Raw genomic sequence first — 15,091 nt, forward strand, 5'->3', positions numbered from 1 at the left:
ACCGGGTGCCACATGTCGGCTGACCGGGCACCTGCCGTGGACGCGGGCGAGAGCGCGCCACCGCTCACCATCGACGAACTGCGCCGACTGCCCAAGGTCACGCTGCACGACCACCTGGACGGGGGACTTCGTCCGCAGACGGTGATCGACCACTGCCGGGAGAACGGTCACCCCCTGCCGGGGCCGGGCGGCGCCGGGCGTGCAGACCTGGACGCTGAGCAGTTGGGGCGATGGTTCCACGAGCACGCCAGTGCGGGTTCCCTGGTGAGCTACATCGCCACCTTCGAGCACACCATCGCGGCCATGCAGACCCGGGAACAGCTGGTGCGGGTGGCCCGGGAGTTCGTGCTCGACCAGCACGCCGATGGGGTGGTCTACGCCGAGGCGCGCTGGGCCCCCGAGCAACACCTGCGGCGCGGCCTGACCATGGCCGCCGCGGTCGAGGCTGTCCGTGACGGACTTCGCGAGGGCGAGGCCGAGGTGCGCGCCGCGGGAGGGGTGATCGTCGCCCAGCAGATCCTGTGCTCGATGCGCCACGCCTCGCCCAGCCTCGACGTGGCCGACCTGGTGATCGCCTACCGCGACCAGCAGGTGTGCGGCTACGACATCGCCGGCGCCGAGGACGGCTTCCCACCCACCCTCTGGTCGGGTGCCTTCGACGAACTGAAGCGCGCCAATGCGCGGTTCACCATCCACGCCGGGGAGGCCTTCGGGGTGCCCTCCATCTGGGAGGCCGTGCAGTTGTGCGGGGCCCACCGGTTGGGCCACGGAGTTCGGCTGGTCGACGACATCGTCCAGGTCGAGCACGGCGGCGGGTGGCGACTGGGCAGGTTGGCCAGCTACGTGCGCGACCAGCGGATCCCGCTCGAGGTGTGTCCCTCGTCCAACCTGCAGACCGGCGTCGCGACCACCCTGGCCGACCACCCCGTCGACCTGTTCAAGAGGCTCCGCTTCCGGGTCACCGTCAACTGCGACAACAGGCTGCAGTCAGCCACCACCCTCAGCCGCGAGTTCGCGCTGCTGGTCGAGACCTTCGGGTGGACGAAGGCAGATGTGCGCTGGTGCACGCTCAACGCCATGAAGTCGGCCTTCCTGCCGTTCGACCAGCGCCTGGGATTGATCGACGAGGTGATCAAGCCCGGGTTCGAGGGCTGATCACGGGTTCCCGACAGTCCGACAGGGGTTCTCGTCCCGTCCTCGGGTTTGCCCCCGGTTGGGCTCCTCCCGTCCTGGTTGCCCCACGGGCGACCGGAGAATCGTCCGAGCAGCCACCCGGAGGGGGGTTTCGTGCTGAGGTCATCAGGGGTGAGCTCAGTGGGGAGGACGGAGGACGGACATGGCAGGGTCGTGGACGAGGTGGCTGGTCGCCGCGGCCGCCGTCGTGCTCCTGACGCCAGTGGCGGCGTGCGCGTCGACGGCCGGGTTCTACGACCAACTGTCCACGGCGGCCGGCGAGGTTGCCTCCGCCAGTGGCAGCGCGGCCGAGGCCATCGACCTGACCGCCCATGGACGGCTGACCTCCGCCGTCCGGGATTCCGCCATCGCTGACGCCGACCAGCAGTCGAGCACCGCGGCCGGCACCCTCGACCAACTGCAGGCCAACACGACGGATCGGCAGGCGTCACGCCGAACCACGATCGACGCCGTGCACCGCGCCCAACGGAGCCTGCAACTGGCGGACGATGCTGCCGCCAACCACGACGACCAGACCTTGGCCCGGTTGGCACCCACCCTGCGCGAGCAGGCCAAGCAGCTGACCGACCTGCAGGACGAGTGGGCCAGCCGATGAAGAAGGTCCTGGGACTGGCACTGGGCATCCTCACCGCCATCGGTGGCTTCGTCGACATCGGAGACCTCGTCACCAACGGCGTCGTCGGGTCCCGGTTCGGCTTCGGCCTCGCCTGGTCGACACTGCTGGGGGTCGTCGGCATCTGCCTGTTCGCGAACATGTCCGGGCGGGTGGCGGCCGTCAGCGGACGAGCCACCTTCGAACTCATCCGCGAACGGCTCGGTGCCCGCGTGGGGCTGCTCAACCTGGTGGCGTCCTTCCTCATCAACCTGATGACCCTGACCGCTGAGATCGGTGGTGTGGCGCTGGCCCTGATGCTCGCCAGCAGCGTCAACTACCTGCTGTGGGTGCCGGTGGCCGCGCTCGCCCTGTGGTTGGTGATCTGGCGCGTGAAGTTCACGGTGCTCGAGAACGTGACGGGGCTGCTGGGGCTGTGCCTGATCGTCTTCGCGGTTGCCCTGTTCCTGCTGGGGCCCGACTGGGGTGAGGTGGTCAAGCAGGCGGTCAGCCCCCACCTGAGCCAGACCGAGTCGCCGGCCACCTACTGGTACTACGCCGTCGCGCTGTTCGGGGCGGCCATGACCCCCTACGAGGTCTTCTTCTTCTCCTCCGGGGCCGTCGAGGAGAAGTGGTCACTCAAGGACCTCTCCCAGTCGCGCATGAACGTCCTGGTCGGATTCCCCCTGGGGGGACTGTTGTCACTGGCGATCGCCGGCTGCGCCGCCGTCTTCCTGATGCCGAAGGGCATCGAGGTCTCGTCCCTGTCGCAACTGGTGCTGCCGGTGGCCGCCGCCGGGGGAAAGCTCGCGGTGGCGTTCGTCCTCGTGGGACTGTTCGCGGCCACGTTCGGGGCGGGGCTGGAGACCACCTTGTCGTCCGGCTACACCCTGGCTCAGTTCTTCGGCTGGTCGTGGGGCAAGTTCCGCAGCCCGGCCCGGGCAGCCCGGTTCCACGTCAGCATGATGATCTGCCTGCTGGTCGGCATCGCCGTGCTGATGACCGGTATCGATCCCGTCATGGTGACCGAGATGTCGGTGGTCTTCTCCGCCGCCGCGCTGCCCCTGACGTACTTCCCGATCCTGGTGGTGGCCAACGATCCCGACTACATGGGGCAGTACGTGAACTCGCGGCTGGTGAACATCGCCGGTCAGATCTTCCTGGTCATCGTGGTCGCCGCCTCGCTCGCCGCCATCCCCCTCATGATCATCACGGGAGCAGGGAAATGAGTGCCCGCAACGAGTCCAGCATCCATGAGCACCGTCCTCTCATCTTCGATGCCACGCTGACCCTGCTCGACCGGCAGGTGCTCGACCGGAATGACGAACCCGTGTGCACAGTCGACGACCTGGAACTCTCCGGTGACCTGCACGACGGTGTCGAGTTCCCCGTCGGCGGCCCGCGGCCCCGGATCACCGCCATCCTGGCCGGTCCCGTCCTGGTCACCCGTGTGTTCGGCGGACGACCACCGCGCCACCTGTGGGAGCGCATCGACTGGGGTGACGTCGAACGCGTCGGGGTGATGGTCAAACTGCGGCTGGCAGCCGAGGCCCTCAACGTCGGGTGGACGGAGTCGTGGCTGCGCGAGCGGATCATCACCCGGATCCCGGGAGGGCGCCATGAATCTGAATGACCTGCTCGGACGCCACGTGTTCAACGATGCAGGGGAGCGCTTGGGCACCGTGGTGGATGCCCGGTTCCGATTCCTGCCGCCGAGTGTGGGCGGCCCCGAGGAGGCCGAACTCGTGGGGTTGGTGGTCAGCCCGCACTCCAGGTCGACGTTCGGTGGCTTCCAGCGCAGCAACGCCAATGCCCCGTGGATGGTGAACGCGTGGATGAGGTGGCGCCATCGGGGTAGCTTCCTCGTCGACTGGGCCCAGGTGGCGCGAGTCGAGGGCAATCGGCTGGTGCTCCGCCCCGACTTCGAGAGACTGGATGCGACGCTTCGTCCCAGTTCGCGGTGAGGCCAGTTCGAGGTGAGTCCCGTTCGCGGTGGGGAGCAGCTCGAGGTGAGGAACAGTTCGGCATGAGGGCAGGGTCCCCGTCGCACGGCATCGGGTAGGTTCCCAGCATGATCACCGCTGCCGCAGACGGCTCGTCCCTGTCGAACCCGGGACCCGCCGGCTGGGCCTGGTACATCGACGACGAGCGCTGGGCGGCCGGGGGATGGGACCACGGGACCAACAACATGGGCGAGTTGATGGCCGTGGTCGACCTGCTGCAGCAGACCGCGGGCACCGACGAGTCGCTGCTGGTGCTGTGCGACTCGCAGTACGTGATCAACTGCGCCACCACGTGGATCAGCGGGTGGAAGCGCCGCGGCTGGCGCAAGGCCGACGGCAAGCCCGTGCTCAACGTCGAGCTGCTCAAGGAACTCGACCAGGCCCTCGCCGGGCGCTCCGTCGGCTTCGAGTGGGTGAAGGGCCACGCCGGGCACGAACTCAACGAGGCCGCCGACCTCAGGGCACGAGCCGCGGCGACGGCCCACCGCGACGGCACCCCCGTCGACCACGGTCCCGGGTTCGCTGCCGAGCCCGTGCCGGGTGCCCGCTCGAAGTCGTTCAGGCCCACGGTCATCGAGCCGGAGCCCGATCTGTTCAGCATCCCCGACCCCACCCGGGAACCCATCGACGAGCCCGAGAGCGCCGACCCGGCGGCCAGCGGGACCACCTCGGCTCTGGGAGTGGAGCTGATCGCCCTGGAGCGACGCCTGCTCGATCCATCGGTGCGCACCAATCCGGACGCGCTGGCCCACCTCTTGCACCCGGAGTTCGTCGAGCACGGCGCCAGCGGACGGGTGGTCACCCGCAACCGGGCGCTCGCGGGTCTCGCCGCCGTCGGCCTGACCCCTCGCATCGACCTGCTGGGGGTCACCGAGTACGCGCCCGGCCTGGTCGGACTGCGGTGGACCCTGGCGCTGGGTCACCGGACGAGTCTCCGCTTCTCCCTGTGGCAGCGGACGAGCAGCGGGTGGCAGGTGCGCTTCCATCAGGGCACACCGGTCGGTCCCTCGGAGTAGTCCTCGGGGCGCTGGGTGGTCGCGCCGACCCCGTCAGGGAGCACCCCCGGCTGGCGATAGTCTGAACCCCATGTGTGCCAACATCCTTGCTGCCGTGGCCTGGCCCTATGCCAATGGCCCTCGTCACATCGGTCACGTCTCCGGTTTCGGCGTGCCCTCCGACGTGTTCTCGCGGTACATGCGCATGGCGGGGCACAACGTGCTGATGGTCTCGGGCACCGATGAGCACGGCACGGCAATCCAGGTGAAGGCCGACCAGGAGGGGCTCACGGCCCGCGAGACCGCGGACAAGTACCACCGCATCATCGCCGAGGACCTGCAGGGCCTGGGACTCACCTACGACCTCTACACCCGCACGACCACCCAGAACCATTACGAGGTGGTGCAGGAGGTCTTCCGCACGCTGTACGCCAACGGCTACATCGTCAAGCAGACACAGATGGGGGCGTTGTCACCGTCGACCGGACGAACCCTTCCCGACCGCTTCATCGAAGGAACCTGCCCGATCTGCGGGTTCGACGGGGCGCGCGGCGACCAGTGCGACAACTGCGGCAACCAGCTCGACCCGATCGACCTGATCAACCCGGTCAGCCGGATCAACGGCGAGGCCCCCGAGTTCGTCGAGACCGAGCACTTCTTCCTCGACCTTCCCGCGCTCGCCGAGGAGCTCGGTCGCTGGCTCGAGACCCGCACCGACTGGCGTCCGAACGTGTTGCGGTTCAGCCACAACCTGCTCAAGGACCTGCGTCCCCGAGCCATCACCCGCGACCTCGACTGGGGCGTCCCGATCCCCGTCGAGGGCTGGGACGCCAACCAGATGAAGCGCATCTACGTGTGGTTCGACGCTGTCATCGGTTACCTGTCCGCCTCGATCGAGTGGGCGACGCGCGCCGGTGACCCGGATGCGTGGAAGACCTTCTGGCAGGGCGAGCAGGCCAAGAGCTACTACTTCATGGGCAAGGACAACATCGTCTTCCACTCGGTGATCTGGCCGGGCATCCTGCTGGGTGTCAACGGCGAGGGAGCCAAGGGCGGCGAGCCGTCGGAGCTCCTGGGCACCCTCGACCTGCCCACCGAGATCGTTTCGAGCGAGTTCCTCACCATGAAGGGTTCGAAGGTGGCCTCGTCCCGCGGCGGGGCGATCTACGTGCGGGAATTCCTGCGCGACTTCGGCCCCGACGCCCTGCGCTACTTCATCGCGGTCGCCGGCCCCGAGAACCAGGACACCGACTTCACGTGGGACGAGTTCGTCCGGCGCACCAACTTCGAGCTCGCCAACGAGTGGGGCAATCTGGTCAACCGGTCGATCTCGATGGCGCACAAGAACGTGGGCGCGATCCCCGCGCTGACCGACCCCACCCCCGAGGACCTCGCGCTGCTCGAGTCGGCGCGTGCGGCCTTCGACACCGTCGGCGAACTGCTGGCCACGGCCAAGTTCAAGGCGGCCATCACCGAGGCCATGCGGATCGTGACGTTGGCCAACCGGTACCTCTCCGACCAGGAGCCCTGGAAGCTCAAGGACGACCCGACCCGCCGCGACTCGGTGCTGCACGTGGCGCTGCAGGTCGTGCAGGACGCCAACACCCTGCTCACCCCCTTCCTGCCCCACTCGGCCCAGAAGGTGCACGAGGCCCTGGGGGGCGAGGGGGTCTGGGCGGCCCAGCCCGACCTGGTCGAGGTCACCGAAACCCTCGACTCCGGCGAGGTGCGCAGCTACCCGGTGCTGACCGGCGACTACACCGCCCAGCAGGCGGTCTGGGCCTCACGCCCGGTCGAGGTGGGTCGAGCGCTCTCGAAGCCCTCGCCCCTGTTCGCCAAGCTCGACGAGAAGTTGGGCCAGACCGGCCCGGAGTGGTCTCCGATCGCCTGAGCGGCACTGATCGGCAGCCCCGGCGGAATTTCCACGCAGAATGGGGCAGCCCAGCGGGTGGTTCGTCACGCCACGTGACGAGAAGGCCGCTCACGTGCCCCTTCCGGCGCGGATCAGTGACGCCGCCAGCGCGGGGGCACGATCATGCCTCGCTGGTGCAGCCGTACGGCGGCCAGCACGGTGACGACGCTGAGCAGCACGACCGTGATCAGGCTCGCCTCGATGCCGAAGCCGCCACCCGACAACAGGTCTGGGCCCGCGGGGTGGCTGACCAGCACCCCGTTGCCCTGGGTCGCCGTGCCCGAGACCACTGAGCCGAGTACGGGGCCCTGCATGATGTTCCACGCCGCGTGGATGCCCATCATCAACACCAGGTTGCGGGTGAGGGCGTAGAGCAGCGCGAACATCAGCCCCGCCTCGAGCGCGATGGCCACGGCTCCCCACCAACTCGCCTCGGGATTGAAGATGTGGGCCAGCCCGAAGACCAGACCGCTGAGCGCCGTCGACAACCAGGTGCCCAGACCTCGCTCGGCCACCCGGTAGAGCATGCCGCGGAACATGATCTCCTCACTGACGCCGGCCACCAGGCCGACCTGCAGCAGCTGCCATCCCAGCCCTGAGACCTGGTGGTTGAGCCCGTCGAAGACCCGCAGCCCGGCGACGGTGAGCACCGCTGCGCACAGGAGCAGCAGGCCGGCCCCGATCAGCAGCCCCAGCCAGGCGCCGCGGAACGCCCTGCGCCCGTGAACCTCGTAGGGGTGGCGCAGTCGTCCCTCGATGGCCAGCACGGCCGCGTAGCCGCCCACTGCACCGGCCAACTGCCCCAGGGCCGCCACCGTCGTGGCCGCGTCCCCCGGTGGAACCAGCCGTGCCAGCACGGCGCCCACCACCAACCCGACAGCGAGCACGGCGACGAAGGCCAGCCAGGACAGGGCCGTTCGTCCGGGTCTGCCGCCGGCGGGCTGGTCGGGGGTGAGCGGTCGCCCGGGGGAGTGGAGTCGATCGGATTCGAAGGAGTGGTCCAGGGCGGGGCCCGTGGCGGCCGCACTCTGCAGGTGGTCGGTCACGCCGTCAACGTATCCGCGATGTGGGCCAGGGCCGCACGCATCCCGAGAGGCCTGAACCCCTGCGCGAGAGCACGCCTGCGCAGCCCTCGTTCATGCCGCATCAACGCCAGTCCTCGCCGCACCAGCACCCGCGGGGGCTTGCGGTGTTCGGCGAGGTCTCGGCGCAGGCGCCGCGAGAAGTTGAACACGCGGGGACGGTCCAGCCAGATGGCGTCGAACCGCACCCCGGCGGACCGCAGCGGGGCCAGCAGTTGGGGAGCGAAGACGCCCTCGCAGATCACTCCGGAGGAGTCCCCGAGGTCGAACTCCTGGGTGCCGACTGCACGGTTCTGGCTGATCTCATAGCGGGGCAGGGTGGCTCGTCCGGTGGTCAGCACCTGGTGCAGGGCCCGCACCGCGGCATCGCAGTCCCAGGAGTCGGGGTGGTCCCAGTCGATGATGCCCGCCCCGCCGTGCTCGTCGAACATGCGCGGCATGCCCGGGTGGGTGTCGTCGTGGTAGAAGTCATCGAGCCTGAGCTGGGGCAGCCCCAGCTGGGCGGCCAGCCGCGACTTGCCCGACCCGGACGGTCCAGCGACCAGGAAGACGCACCGCTGGTCGCTCACCACCCGCCACCGGAGCCGCCACCGACGCCACCGCCGCCGCCGAAGCCGGAGCCGCCTCCCGATCCGGACGAGGCGTTGGCCGCGGTCACGGCAGACTGCAGCGAACTCGACATCGCGTGGGTGACCGCGTCCATCGACTGCGCGAAGGCCAGGTTGGCTCCCCAGAAGTAGCCGCCCCCGTACCAGCTGGTGTCGGGATGGTAGCGGCCCTCCGCCTCGAGTTGCTGGAAGGTCCTCACCCACCGGTCAGCGACCCCGAACACCGTCGCCCAGGGCAGGTAACGGGAGAACACGTCGATGCCCTCCTCGAACCTGATCTGGTCGGCTTCCGCGGTGGCCAGGTAGGTGCGGAACCCCAGGGCCTGGGCGAGCACCGCCGAGCCTGCGGCAGTGCGCGCCGGCAGCTGCCGGTGCAGGGCCAGCAACACCAGTCCGGCCAAGGCGATGCCGAGCCCGACCCAGCCCCACCCGACCAGACCCAGCAGGAACGCCGCACCGAGTCCGAGCAGGGTGATGACGGCGCCGACCACGAAGGCCCCCGCACGGGTGAAGCTCGGACGCCGGGCGAACCAGCCCAGCTCGACGGTCCTGGCCTCCAGTTCGGACTTGCCCAAGGTCAGCACCTTGGCGTTGGCCTTGTCGGCGAGGTCGTGGTTGGTGACCTCGAGGCGGCCCCCGAACAGGCGGTCGAGCAGGTGTTGCTCGTGCAGCACCACGGTGTCGGCCGGCGGCCGGTGCGCCAGGGCGAGGGTGAAGTTCTTGGGACGTTCGGGGTCGGGCCTGATCTGCAGGTGACCGCGGACGGCCAGGTCGAGGATGGTGGCCGTCACGTCGCGGTTGTCGGCTGACTCGTCGACCAGCACGCCGACCTCTCCGGGAGTGGCACCACGCGGGGGAGAGAACGCGACCGGGATCTCCTGCTTGGTCGCCTTGCCCACCTGCTGGCTGGCACCGGGGGCCGGGGTCAGTCCCGGGGCCACACCGATGTACTGCTCGTCACGCCCTCGGCGTCGCACCAGGGTGCCGACGGCGACGGTGCCCAGCAGTGCGACCAGCGCACCCCCGGCCAACGGGGCCGGCGAGACCGGGAACATGTTCCCGGGGTGCACCCGCTTGGTGTACTGGATCTTCGCGCCCGGGAAGGTTCCGGCCGGGTAGCCCGCGACCACCTGCATGCCCTGTCCGTTGGTGAGCCGGTCGACCTTGAACACCGCGGTGGACGATCCTGCCGGGGAGGCAGAGCAGGCCACCGTGAAGCTGCGGCCCTGGAAGCAGGCGGTGCGGGTGGTCGCAACCGGCCCCTGCACGCTCACCTGGAGATCGTTGAAGGGCACGTCGCCCGCCACGATGGCGTTCCAGTTGAACTCGTCGAGTCCCGACCCGGGTGCACGCGGGTTCACGATTCCCTTGGCCGTGTAGACCACGGTGTACTGCTGCTGTCCCGTGAACGTGCGGTTCTCGCGTCCGATGCGCAGCACCAGACCGTCGGACTGTCGAGTGAGCTTGGTGGTGGTGTCGGCGCCCGTCGACGAGGTGACCGAGTCAATGGAGTAGTCGATCACCCGCCAGTGGTCGGGGTCGTCGGCGACCCGCATGCGACTGACGAAGGTGAGGAAGGGCCCGTGCCCGGCGTCGCGGGAGAAGTCGAAGACGAAGTCGACGCTGATGCGGGTGGTGCCATCGGGCTTGGGTTGGGCCGTGACGTGATAGCTGCTGAAGTTCCAGGAACTGGGGGTGTCGTTGCTGTCTGCCGCCGCCCTGGGCGCGGCCAGTACCACCATCGCCACAGACATGGTCAGGGCGCCCAGCAGGGCGATCAGCCGCTTCATGGATCCAGCCTAACGAGGTGGGAGTCAGCCGCCCGGCGCAGGGGGTGGTTGGTGGCACACCTCACAGCCCCGGTCGCCCCGGGCCACTCGCAACGGGCTCGGCTGCCTGCGGGCCAGTGGCTGGAGGCCCCAGCCGCTAGAGGCCCAGTGCCGCTGCCATCTCGTCCCGCAACCCGGCCAACTCCGTCACCAACCGCTCCCTGGTTGCCGCCAGGTCGGCGGCCGTCTCTTCGGGGGTGGCCCTGACCTCGAGGTAGCACTTGAGTTTGGGCTCGGTGCCCGAGGGACGCGCCACGACGTGCAGACGCTCACCGGTCAGTTCGATGGCGTCGGTGGCGGGCAGCTCACCGCCGGGTTCGGACAGGTCGCGGACGACCACGGGCTCACCCAGGAGGTGCGAGGGCGGGTTGGCGCGCAGCCGGGCCATGGAGTCGGCGATGATGCCCAGGTCGGCCACCCGCACCGACAGCTGACCGGTCGTGTGCAAGCCGTACTCGCAGGCGATCTCGTCCAACCGGTCTGCGAGGGTTCGGCCCTCGGCCTTCAGACCAGCGGCCAGCCGGAGCACGTTCACCAGGGCGGTGATCCCGTCCTTGTCGGGCACCTTGGCGGGGTCGGTGCAGTAGCCGATCGCCTCCTCGTAGCCGAAGGCGAGGCCCGGTACCCGTCCGATCCACTTGAACCCGGTCAGCGTCGACCGGAACTCACGACCGTGCGCCTCGGCCATCCGCTGCAGCAGGGTGGACGAGACCACGGAGCAGGAGTAGACGCCCTCGCGTCCCCTGCGCAGGGCATCGTCACCCAGCAGGGCACCCAGTTCGTCCCCGGTCAGCATGCGCCACTGACCGTCGACCACGGTGGCGACCGCACACCGGTCGGCGTCCGGGTCGTTGGCGACCACCAGGTCGGCGCCCTGTTCCTTGGCCAGCGCGATCGCCAGGTCGATCGCTCCCGGTTCCTCGGGATTGGGGAAGGCGACGGTGGGGAAGGCGGGGTCGGGGTCGACCTGTTGGGCCACGGCCAGACCGGGCGGCAGGCCAGCGGCTGCGACCACGCGGTCGACGACCCTGGCGCCCACGCCGTGCATGGCCGTGTAGACCCAGCGCACCTCCCGGGGGGATCCCTCGGCCACCAGTGAGCCGGCCCGGGCGACGTAGGCCGACACCAGTTCGTCGCCCACCAGGGTGTACTGCTCGGACCGGGGGATCTCGTGCAGGGGACGAGCCGCGACCGCCGCGATCTGGTCAGCGATCTCGGCGTCGGTGGGCGGGACGATCTGTGATCCGTCGCCGAGGTAGACCTTGTAGCCGTTGTCGGCCGGCGGGTTGTGGCTGGCGGTGACGACGACCGCAGCGACGCAGTCGAACTCGCCGATCCCGAAGGCGACCACGGGGGTGGGCGTCGACCGGTCGGTGACCCAGGCCTCGAACCCCGCCCCGGCCATGATCTCTGCGGTGTCGCGCGCGAAGACGTCGGAGTTGTAGCGCGCGTCGTAGCCGATCAGCACGCGACCGCCCTGGTGACCGTTGGCGCGCAACCAAGCGGCGAAGCCTGCGGCTGCCTGGCTGACCACGACCCGGTTCATCCGCCCGGGGCCGGGGCCGAGGGCTGCACGCAGCCCCGCGGTGCCGAAGGTGAGCGGGCCGGCGAAGGCATCGGTCAGTTCGGCCAGGGCCTCCTGGTCGCCGGTCCCGGCCCGATCGACCAGGTCGGCCAGTGCCTGGGCGGTGGCCGCGTCGGGGTCCTGCTCCCGCCAGGCCTCGGCGGCCGCGCGCAGGTTCGGGTCGAGGGGGGACTCGTCGTACATGTCGGTGCTCCGGTGTGTCACAGGACGCCGACGACGTCGGCGAGCAGGCGGGCGAGGGCGGGTCCGGCGGCGCGTCCCGCGGCGATCACCTCGGCATGGTCGAGGGGAGTGGCGCTCACCCCGGCGGCAGCGTTGGTGACCAGCGAGATGCCGAGCACCTGAAGGCCGGCCTCGCGGGCAGCGATGGCCTCCAGAGCCGTCGACATGCCCACCAGGCTGCCGCCGATGGCACCGGCCATCCGCACCTCCGCAGGGGTCTCGTACTGGGGTCCGCGGAACTGCACGTAGACCCCTCGGTCGAGATGGGGTGCCACCGATTCGACCCGGTCGAGCAGGGCCGGGGTGTAGGTGGTGGACATGTCGATGAAGGTGGCCCCTCGCAAGGGGGTCTCGCCGGTCAGGTTGATGTGGTCGGCGATCAGCACCGGGGTACCGGGTGCCCAGTCGGGGTTCAGCCCGCCGCACCCATTCGTCAACACGATGGTCTCGGCCCCCAGGGCGGCTGCCGTCCTGACCCCGTGCACGACGGGCTCGACCCCTCGTCCTTCGTAGAGGTGGGTGCGGCCGGTCAGCACCATGGCCACCTTGCCGGTGGCGACCCGCACCAGGATCAGGCTGCCGCCATGGCCGGAGACGACCGGCTTGGAGAAGCCGGGCACCTCGTCAAGGGGGAGTTCGGTGATCGTCTCGCCCAACTGGTCGGCGCCCTGGTTCCAGCCCGACCCGAGCACGAGCGCGAGGTCGATGCCCTCGATGCCGGTGGCGCTTCGGACATGGTCGGCCGCGCGTTGCGCGGCCTGTGCCGGGTCGGTGCGGAACAGATCGGTGAGGTCGAGGTCGGTCACCCCGTCACTCTAGGGAAAACCACCGGACGACGGGAGTCTGCCAAGATGAACCCGTGACTGATGTGGTGGTTCTCGGAGGCGGTCCCGGCGGGTACGAGGCGGCCCTGGTCGGCGCGCAATTGGGTGGCCGGGTCACCCTGGTCGAGCGGGAGGGACCGGGAGGGGCAGCGGTGTTGACCGACTGCGTGCCCTCGAAGACCCTGATCGCCACCGCCGAGGTGATGTCGACCATCGAGAACTCGGCCGAACTGGGGCTGAAGATCTGGGAGACGGGCGAGGACTCCAGCGTGGCGAGTTCCGTGCACGTCGACCTCGCCAAGGTCAACCGTCGGGTGCTCGACCTCGCGCATGCCCAGTCCCACGACATCGGCGTGAAGCTGCAGGCCGCAGGGGTGCGGGTGATCATCGGTACTGCACGACTCGAGGGTGACTCGGCCGTCATCGCCACCCACACCGACGGCACCGAGGAGCGGCTGCCCGCAGACATCACCCTGGTGGCCACCGGCACGACCCCGCGGGAACTCGACACCGCGCCCTGTGACGGGGAGCGCATCCTGAACTGGAAGCAGGTCTACAACCTGACCTCCCTCCCCACCCGGCTGGTGGTGGTCGGCTCGGGGGTGACCGGGGCCGAGTTCGCCAACGCCTACGACGCCCTCGGCGTCGACGTGGTCCTGGTCAGCTCCCGCGACCGGGTTCTGCCGGGTGAGGACCCCGACGCGGCCGAGGTGCTGCAGAACGTGTTCGAGCGACGCGGCATGCAGATCCTGTCGCGCTCACGCGCCGTGGCTGCTCGCGTCGACGACTCCGCCGAGGAACCCGACAAGGTTGTGGTCACCCTCGAGGACGGACGGGAAGTGCGCGGTTCCCACTGCCTGATGGCGGTCGGGGCCGTGCCCAACACCACAGGCATCGGTCTGACCGAGGCAGGGGTCGAGCTGTCGCCATCGGGGCACGTGGTGGTCGACAAGGTCTCTCGGACGACGGCCCGAGGCGTCTACGCGGCCGGTGACTGCACCGGGGTGTTCGCCCTGGCGTCGGTGGCGGCCATGCAGGGACGGATCGCCATGTGGCACGCGCTGGGCGACGCAGTCGGACCGCTCTCGCTGAGCCAGGTGTCGTCCAATGTGTTCACGGCACCCGAGATCGCGACGGTCGGGGTCACCCAGAAGCTGGTCGACTCCGGGGAGAACACCGCCCAGGCGCTACTGCTGCCGCTGGCCTCGAATGCGCGGGCCAAGATGCAGGGACTGCACGACGGATTCGTGAAGCTGTTCTGCCTGCCCGTCACGGGGATCATCGTCGGGGGGGTGGTGGTCGCACCGAAGGCCTCCGAACTGATCCACTCGATCGCGCTCGCGGTGGCCGAGAAGATCACGGTGGACGAGTTCGCCAACGACTTCACGGTCTACCCGTCACTGTCGGGTTCGATCGCCGAGGCGGCGCGGCAGCTGCACGTGCGCGGCACCGAGAGCGGACAGCGCAAGCACTGAGCGGCAACCACGCGTCCTGTACCGGAGTAGGTGATCAGGACTCAGGCGGCCGCGTGGTCGGAGTGCTCGTGGCTCACCAACACCTCGGCGACCTGTTCCATGGCCGTCCAGTGGGGAGTGCCCCGCCAGCGGCCGAACCAGCCCAGCGCCCACGGCTTGACGGCGTGCCCGGCCAACCACCACGGCACCCGATCGTCCCCCTGGCGCCACGTGCGCGCGTAGGGTTCGGCGCCGCTGTTGATGCGGTGGGCGTCGGCCACGCAGCAGGGCAGCTTGACGGTGCCCGAGGCGACCGGCCACTCGACATGGGCGTCGGCGGGGCCGTGGTTGGGGTTGAAGAAACAGGCGGGCCGAGGGCCGGGCGCGGTGTCGTCCAGGACCAGCGCCTGCACCTCGGACAGGCACTGACGCGCATCCGCCAGATGGGAGGTGACGAGCTCGAAGTGGTGGGGGCTGCTGGCACTGCGCACCAGCTCGCGCGCCTCGGCCTCCAGGTCCCTGGCCCCGCGCCATGCCTCGTCCAGCAGTTCCCCGAGGTCGTCCAGCGGAGCATGTCTGCGGACGTCGGCGCCGAGCAGGGCCACGTCGTCCTCGCAGGCCCTCCTCAGCTCGTCCACCTCGTGGTGGGATGACTCGATCTCGCGACGTTCGCGGCGGTCATGCAGATGGGTCGCCAGCAGGAGGCCGCCCAAGGCGACCACCCCGAGACCCATCAGCCAGTAGAGCACGTCTTTCAGTCTGAACAAGGACGAGGGCTGAGCTCAATCCGA

14 protein-coding genes are annotated in these 15,091 nt (G+C 69.6%); 8 read left to right on the forward strand and 6 right to left on the reverse strand.

Going from position 1 to position 15,091, the window contains the following annotated elements; genetic code table 11:
* Positions 1–12: 12 nt before the first annotated feature.
* The 7 genes from H507_RS0111115 to metG all read left to right on the forward strand — a co-directional run bounded on the left by H507_RS0111115 (position 13) and on the right by metG (position 6,675).
* Positions 13–1,155 (forward strand): adenosine deaminase, encoded by a 1,143-nt coding sequence (locus H507_RS0111115; RefSeq protein ID WP_022910788.1) that lies wholly within the window; start codon positions 13–15, stop codon positions 1,153–1,155.
* Between the two features lie 181 nt (positions 1,156–1,336).
* A complete protein-coding gene (locus H507_RS0111120; protein ID WP_022910789.1) occupies positions 1,337–1,789 on the forward strand; it encodes a hypothetical protein in 453 nt (150 codons plus the stop codon).
* The gene (locus H507_RS0111125; protein ID WP_026378119.1) at positions 1,786–3,015 is read left to right on the forward strand and encodes an Nramp family divalent metal transporter; all 1,230 of its coding nucleotides are present in this window, start codon (positions 1,786–1,788) and stop codon (positions 3,013–3,015) included. Before H507_RS0111120 ends, H507_RS0111125 begins: the two co-directional genes overlap by 4 nt.
* Positions 3,012–3,419, forward strand: a complete 408-nt coding sequence (locus tag H507_RS0111130; protein WP_022910791.1) for a hypothetical protein — start codon at positions 3,012–3,014, stop codon at positions 3,417–3,419. Before H507_RS0111125 ends, H507_RS0111130 begins: the two co-directional genes overlap by 4 nt.
* Positions 3,406–3,750 (forward strand): PRC-barrel domain-containing protein, encoded by a 345-nt coding sequence (locus H507_RS0111135; protein WP_022910792.1) that lies wholly within the window; start codon positions 3,406–3,408, stop codon positions 3,748–3,750. The genes H507_RS0111130 and H507_RS0111135 overlap by 14 nt, the downstream gene beginning before the upstream one ends.
* Positions 3,751–3,857: 107 nt before the next feature.
* Positions 3,858–4,805 (forward strand): ribonuclease HI family protein, encoded by a 948-nt coding sequence (locus tag H507_RS0111140; protein WP_022910793.1) that lies wholly within the window; start codon positions 3,858–3,860, stop codon positions 4,803–4,805.
* A 70-nt stretch (positions 4,806–4,875) separates the two neighbouring features.
* Positions 4,876–6,675 (forward strand): methionine--tRNA ligase, encoded by a 1,800-nt coding sequence (metG, locus tag H507_RS0111145; protein ID WP_022910794.1) that lies wholly within the window; start codon positions 4,876–4,878, stop codon positions 6,673–6,675.
* Between the two features lie 113 nt (positions 6,676–6,788).
* Here metG and H507_RS16355 read toward each other — a convergent pair whose 3' ends face one another.
* The 5 genes from H507_RS16355 to H507_RS0111170 all read right to left on the reverse strand — a co-directional run bounded on the left by H507_RS16355 (position 6,789) and on the right by H507_RS0111170 (position 12,828).
* Complete coding sequence (locus tag H507_RS16355) at positions 6,789–7,742, reverse strand: CPBP family intramembrane glutamic endopeptidase (RefSeq protein WP_022910795.1); 954 nt, start codon at positions 7,740–7,742, stop codon at positions 6,789–6,791.
* Positions 7,739–8,347 carry a uridine kinase family protein gene (locus tag H507_RS0111155; protein WP_245558905.1) on the reverse strand — a complete coding sequence of 203 codons (609 nt, stop codon included), beginning with the start codon at positions 8,345–8,347 and terminating at the stop codon, positions 7,739–7,741. The genes H507_RS16355 and H507_RS0111155 overlap by 4 nt, the downstream gene beginning before the upstream one ends.
* A complete protein-coding gene (locus tag H507_RS16360) occupies positions 8,344–10,176 on the reverse strand; it encodes a DUF2207 domain-containing protein (RefSeq protein ID WP_022910797.1) in 1,833 nt (610 codons plus the stop codon). The genes H507_RS0111155 and H507_RS16360 overlap by 4 nt, the downstream gene beginning before the upstream one ends.
* 136 nt (positions 10,177–10,312) lie before the next feature.
* On the reverse strand, positions 10,313–11,983 hold the full coding sequence (locus H507_RS0111165) for a phospho-sugar mutase (protein ID WP_022910798.1): 1,671 nt from the start codon (positions 11,981–11,983) through the stop codon (positions 10,313–10,315).
* 17 nt (positions 11,984–12,000) lie between these two features.
* The gene (locus tag H507_RS0111170; protein WP_022910799.1) at positions 12,001–12,828 is read right to left on the reverse strand and encodes a purine-nucleoside phosphorylase; all 828 of its coding nucleotides are present in this window, start codon (positions 12,826–12,828) and stop codon (positions 12,001–12,003) included.
* Positions 12,829–12,881: 53 nt separating this feature from the next.
* Between H507_RS0111170 and H507_RS0111175 the strand changes: the two genes are divergently transcribed.
* Complete coding sequence (locus tag H507_RS0111175; protein ID WP_022910800.1) at positions 12,882–14,321, forward strand: NAD(P)H-quinone dehydrogenase; 1,440 nt, start codon at positions 12,882–12,884, stop codon at positions 14,319–14,321.
* A gap of 41 nt (positions 14,322–14,362) precedes the next feature.
* Here H507_RS0111175 and H507_RS17420 read toward each other — a convergent pair whose 3' ends face one another.
* Complete coding sequence (locus H507_RS17420) at positions 14,363–15,049, reverse strand: hypothetical protein (RefSeq protein ID WP_026378123.1); 687 nt, start codon at positions 15,047–15,049, stop codon at positions 14,363–14,365.
* Positions 15,050–15,091: the final 42 nt, after the last annotated feature.

Source organism: Aestuariimicrobium kwangyangense DSM 21549, assembly GCF_000421525.1.
GTDB lineage: Bacteria > Actinomycetota > Actinomycetes > Propionibacteriales > Propionibacteriaceae > Aestuariimicrobium > Aestuariimicrobium kwangyangense.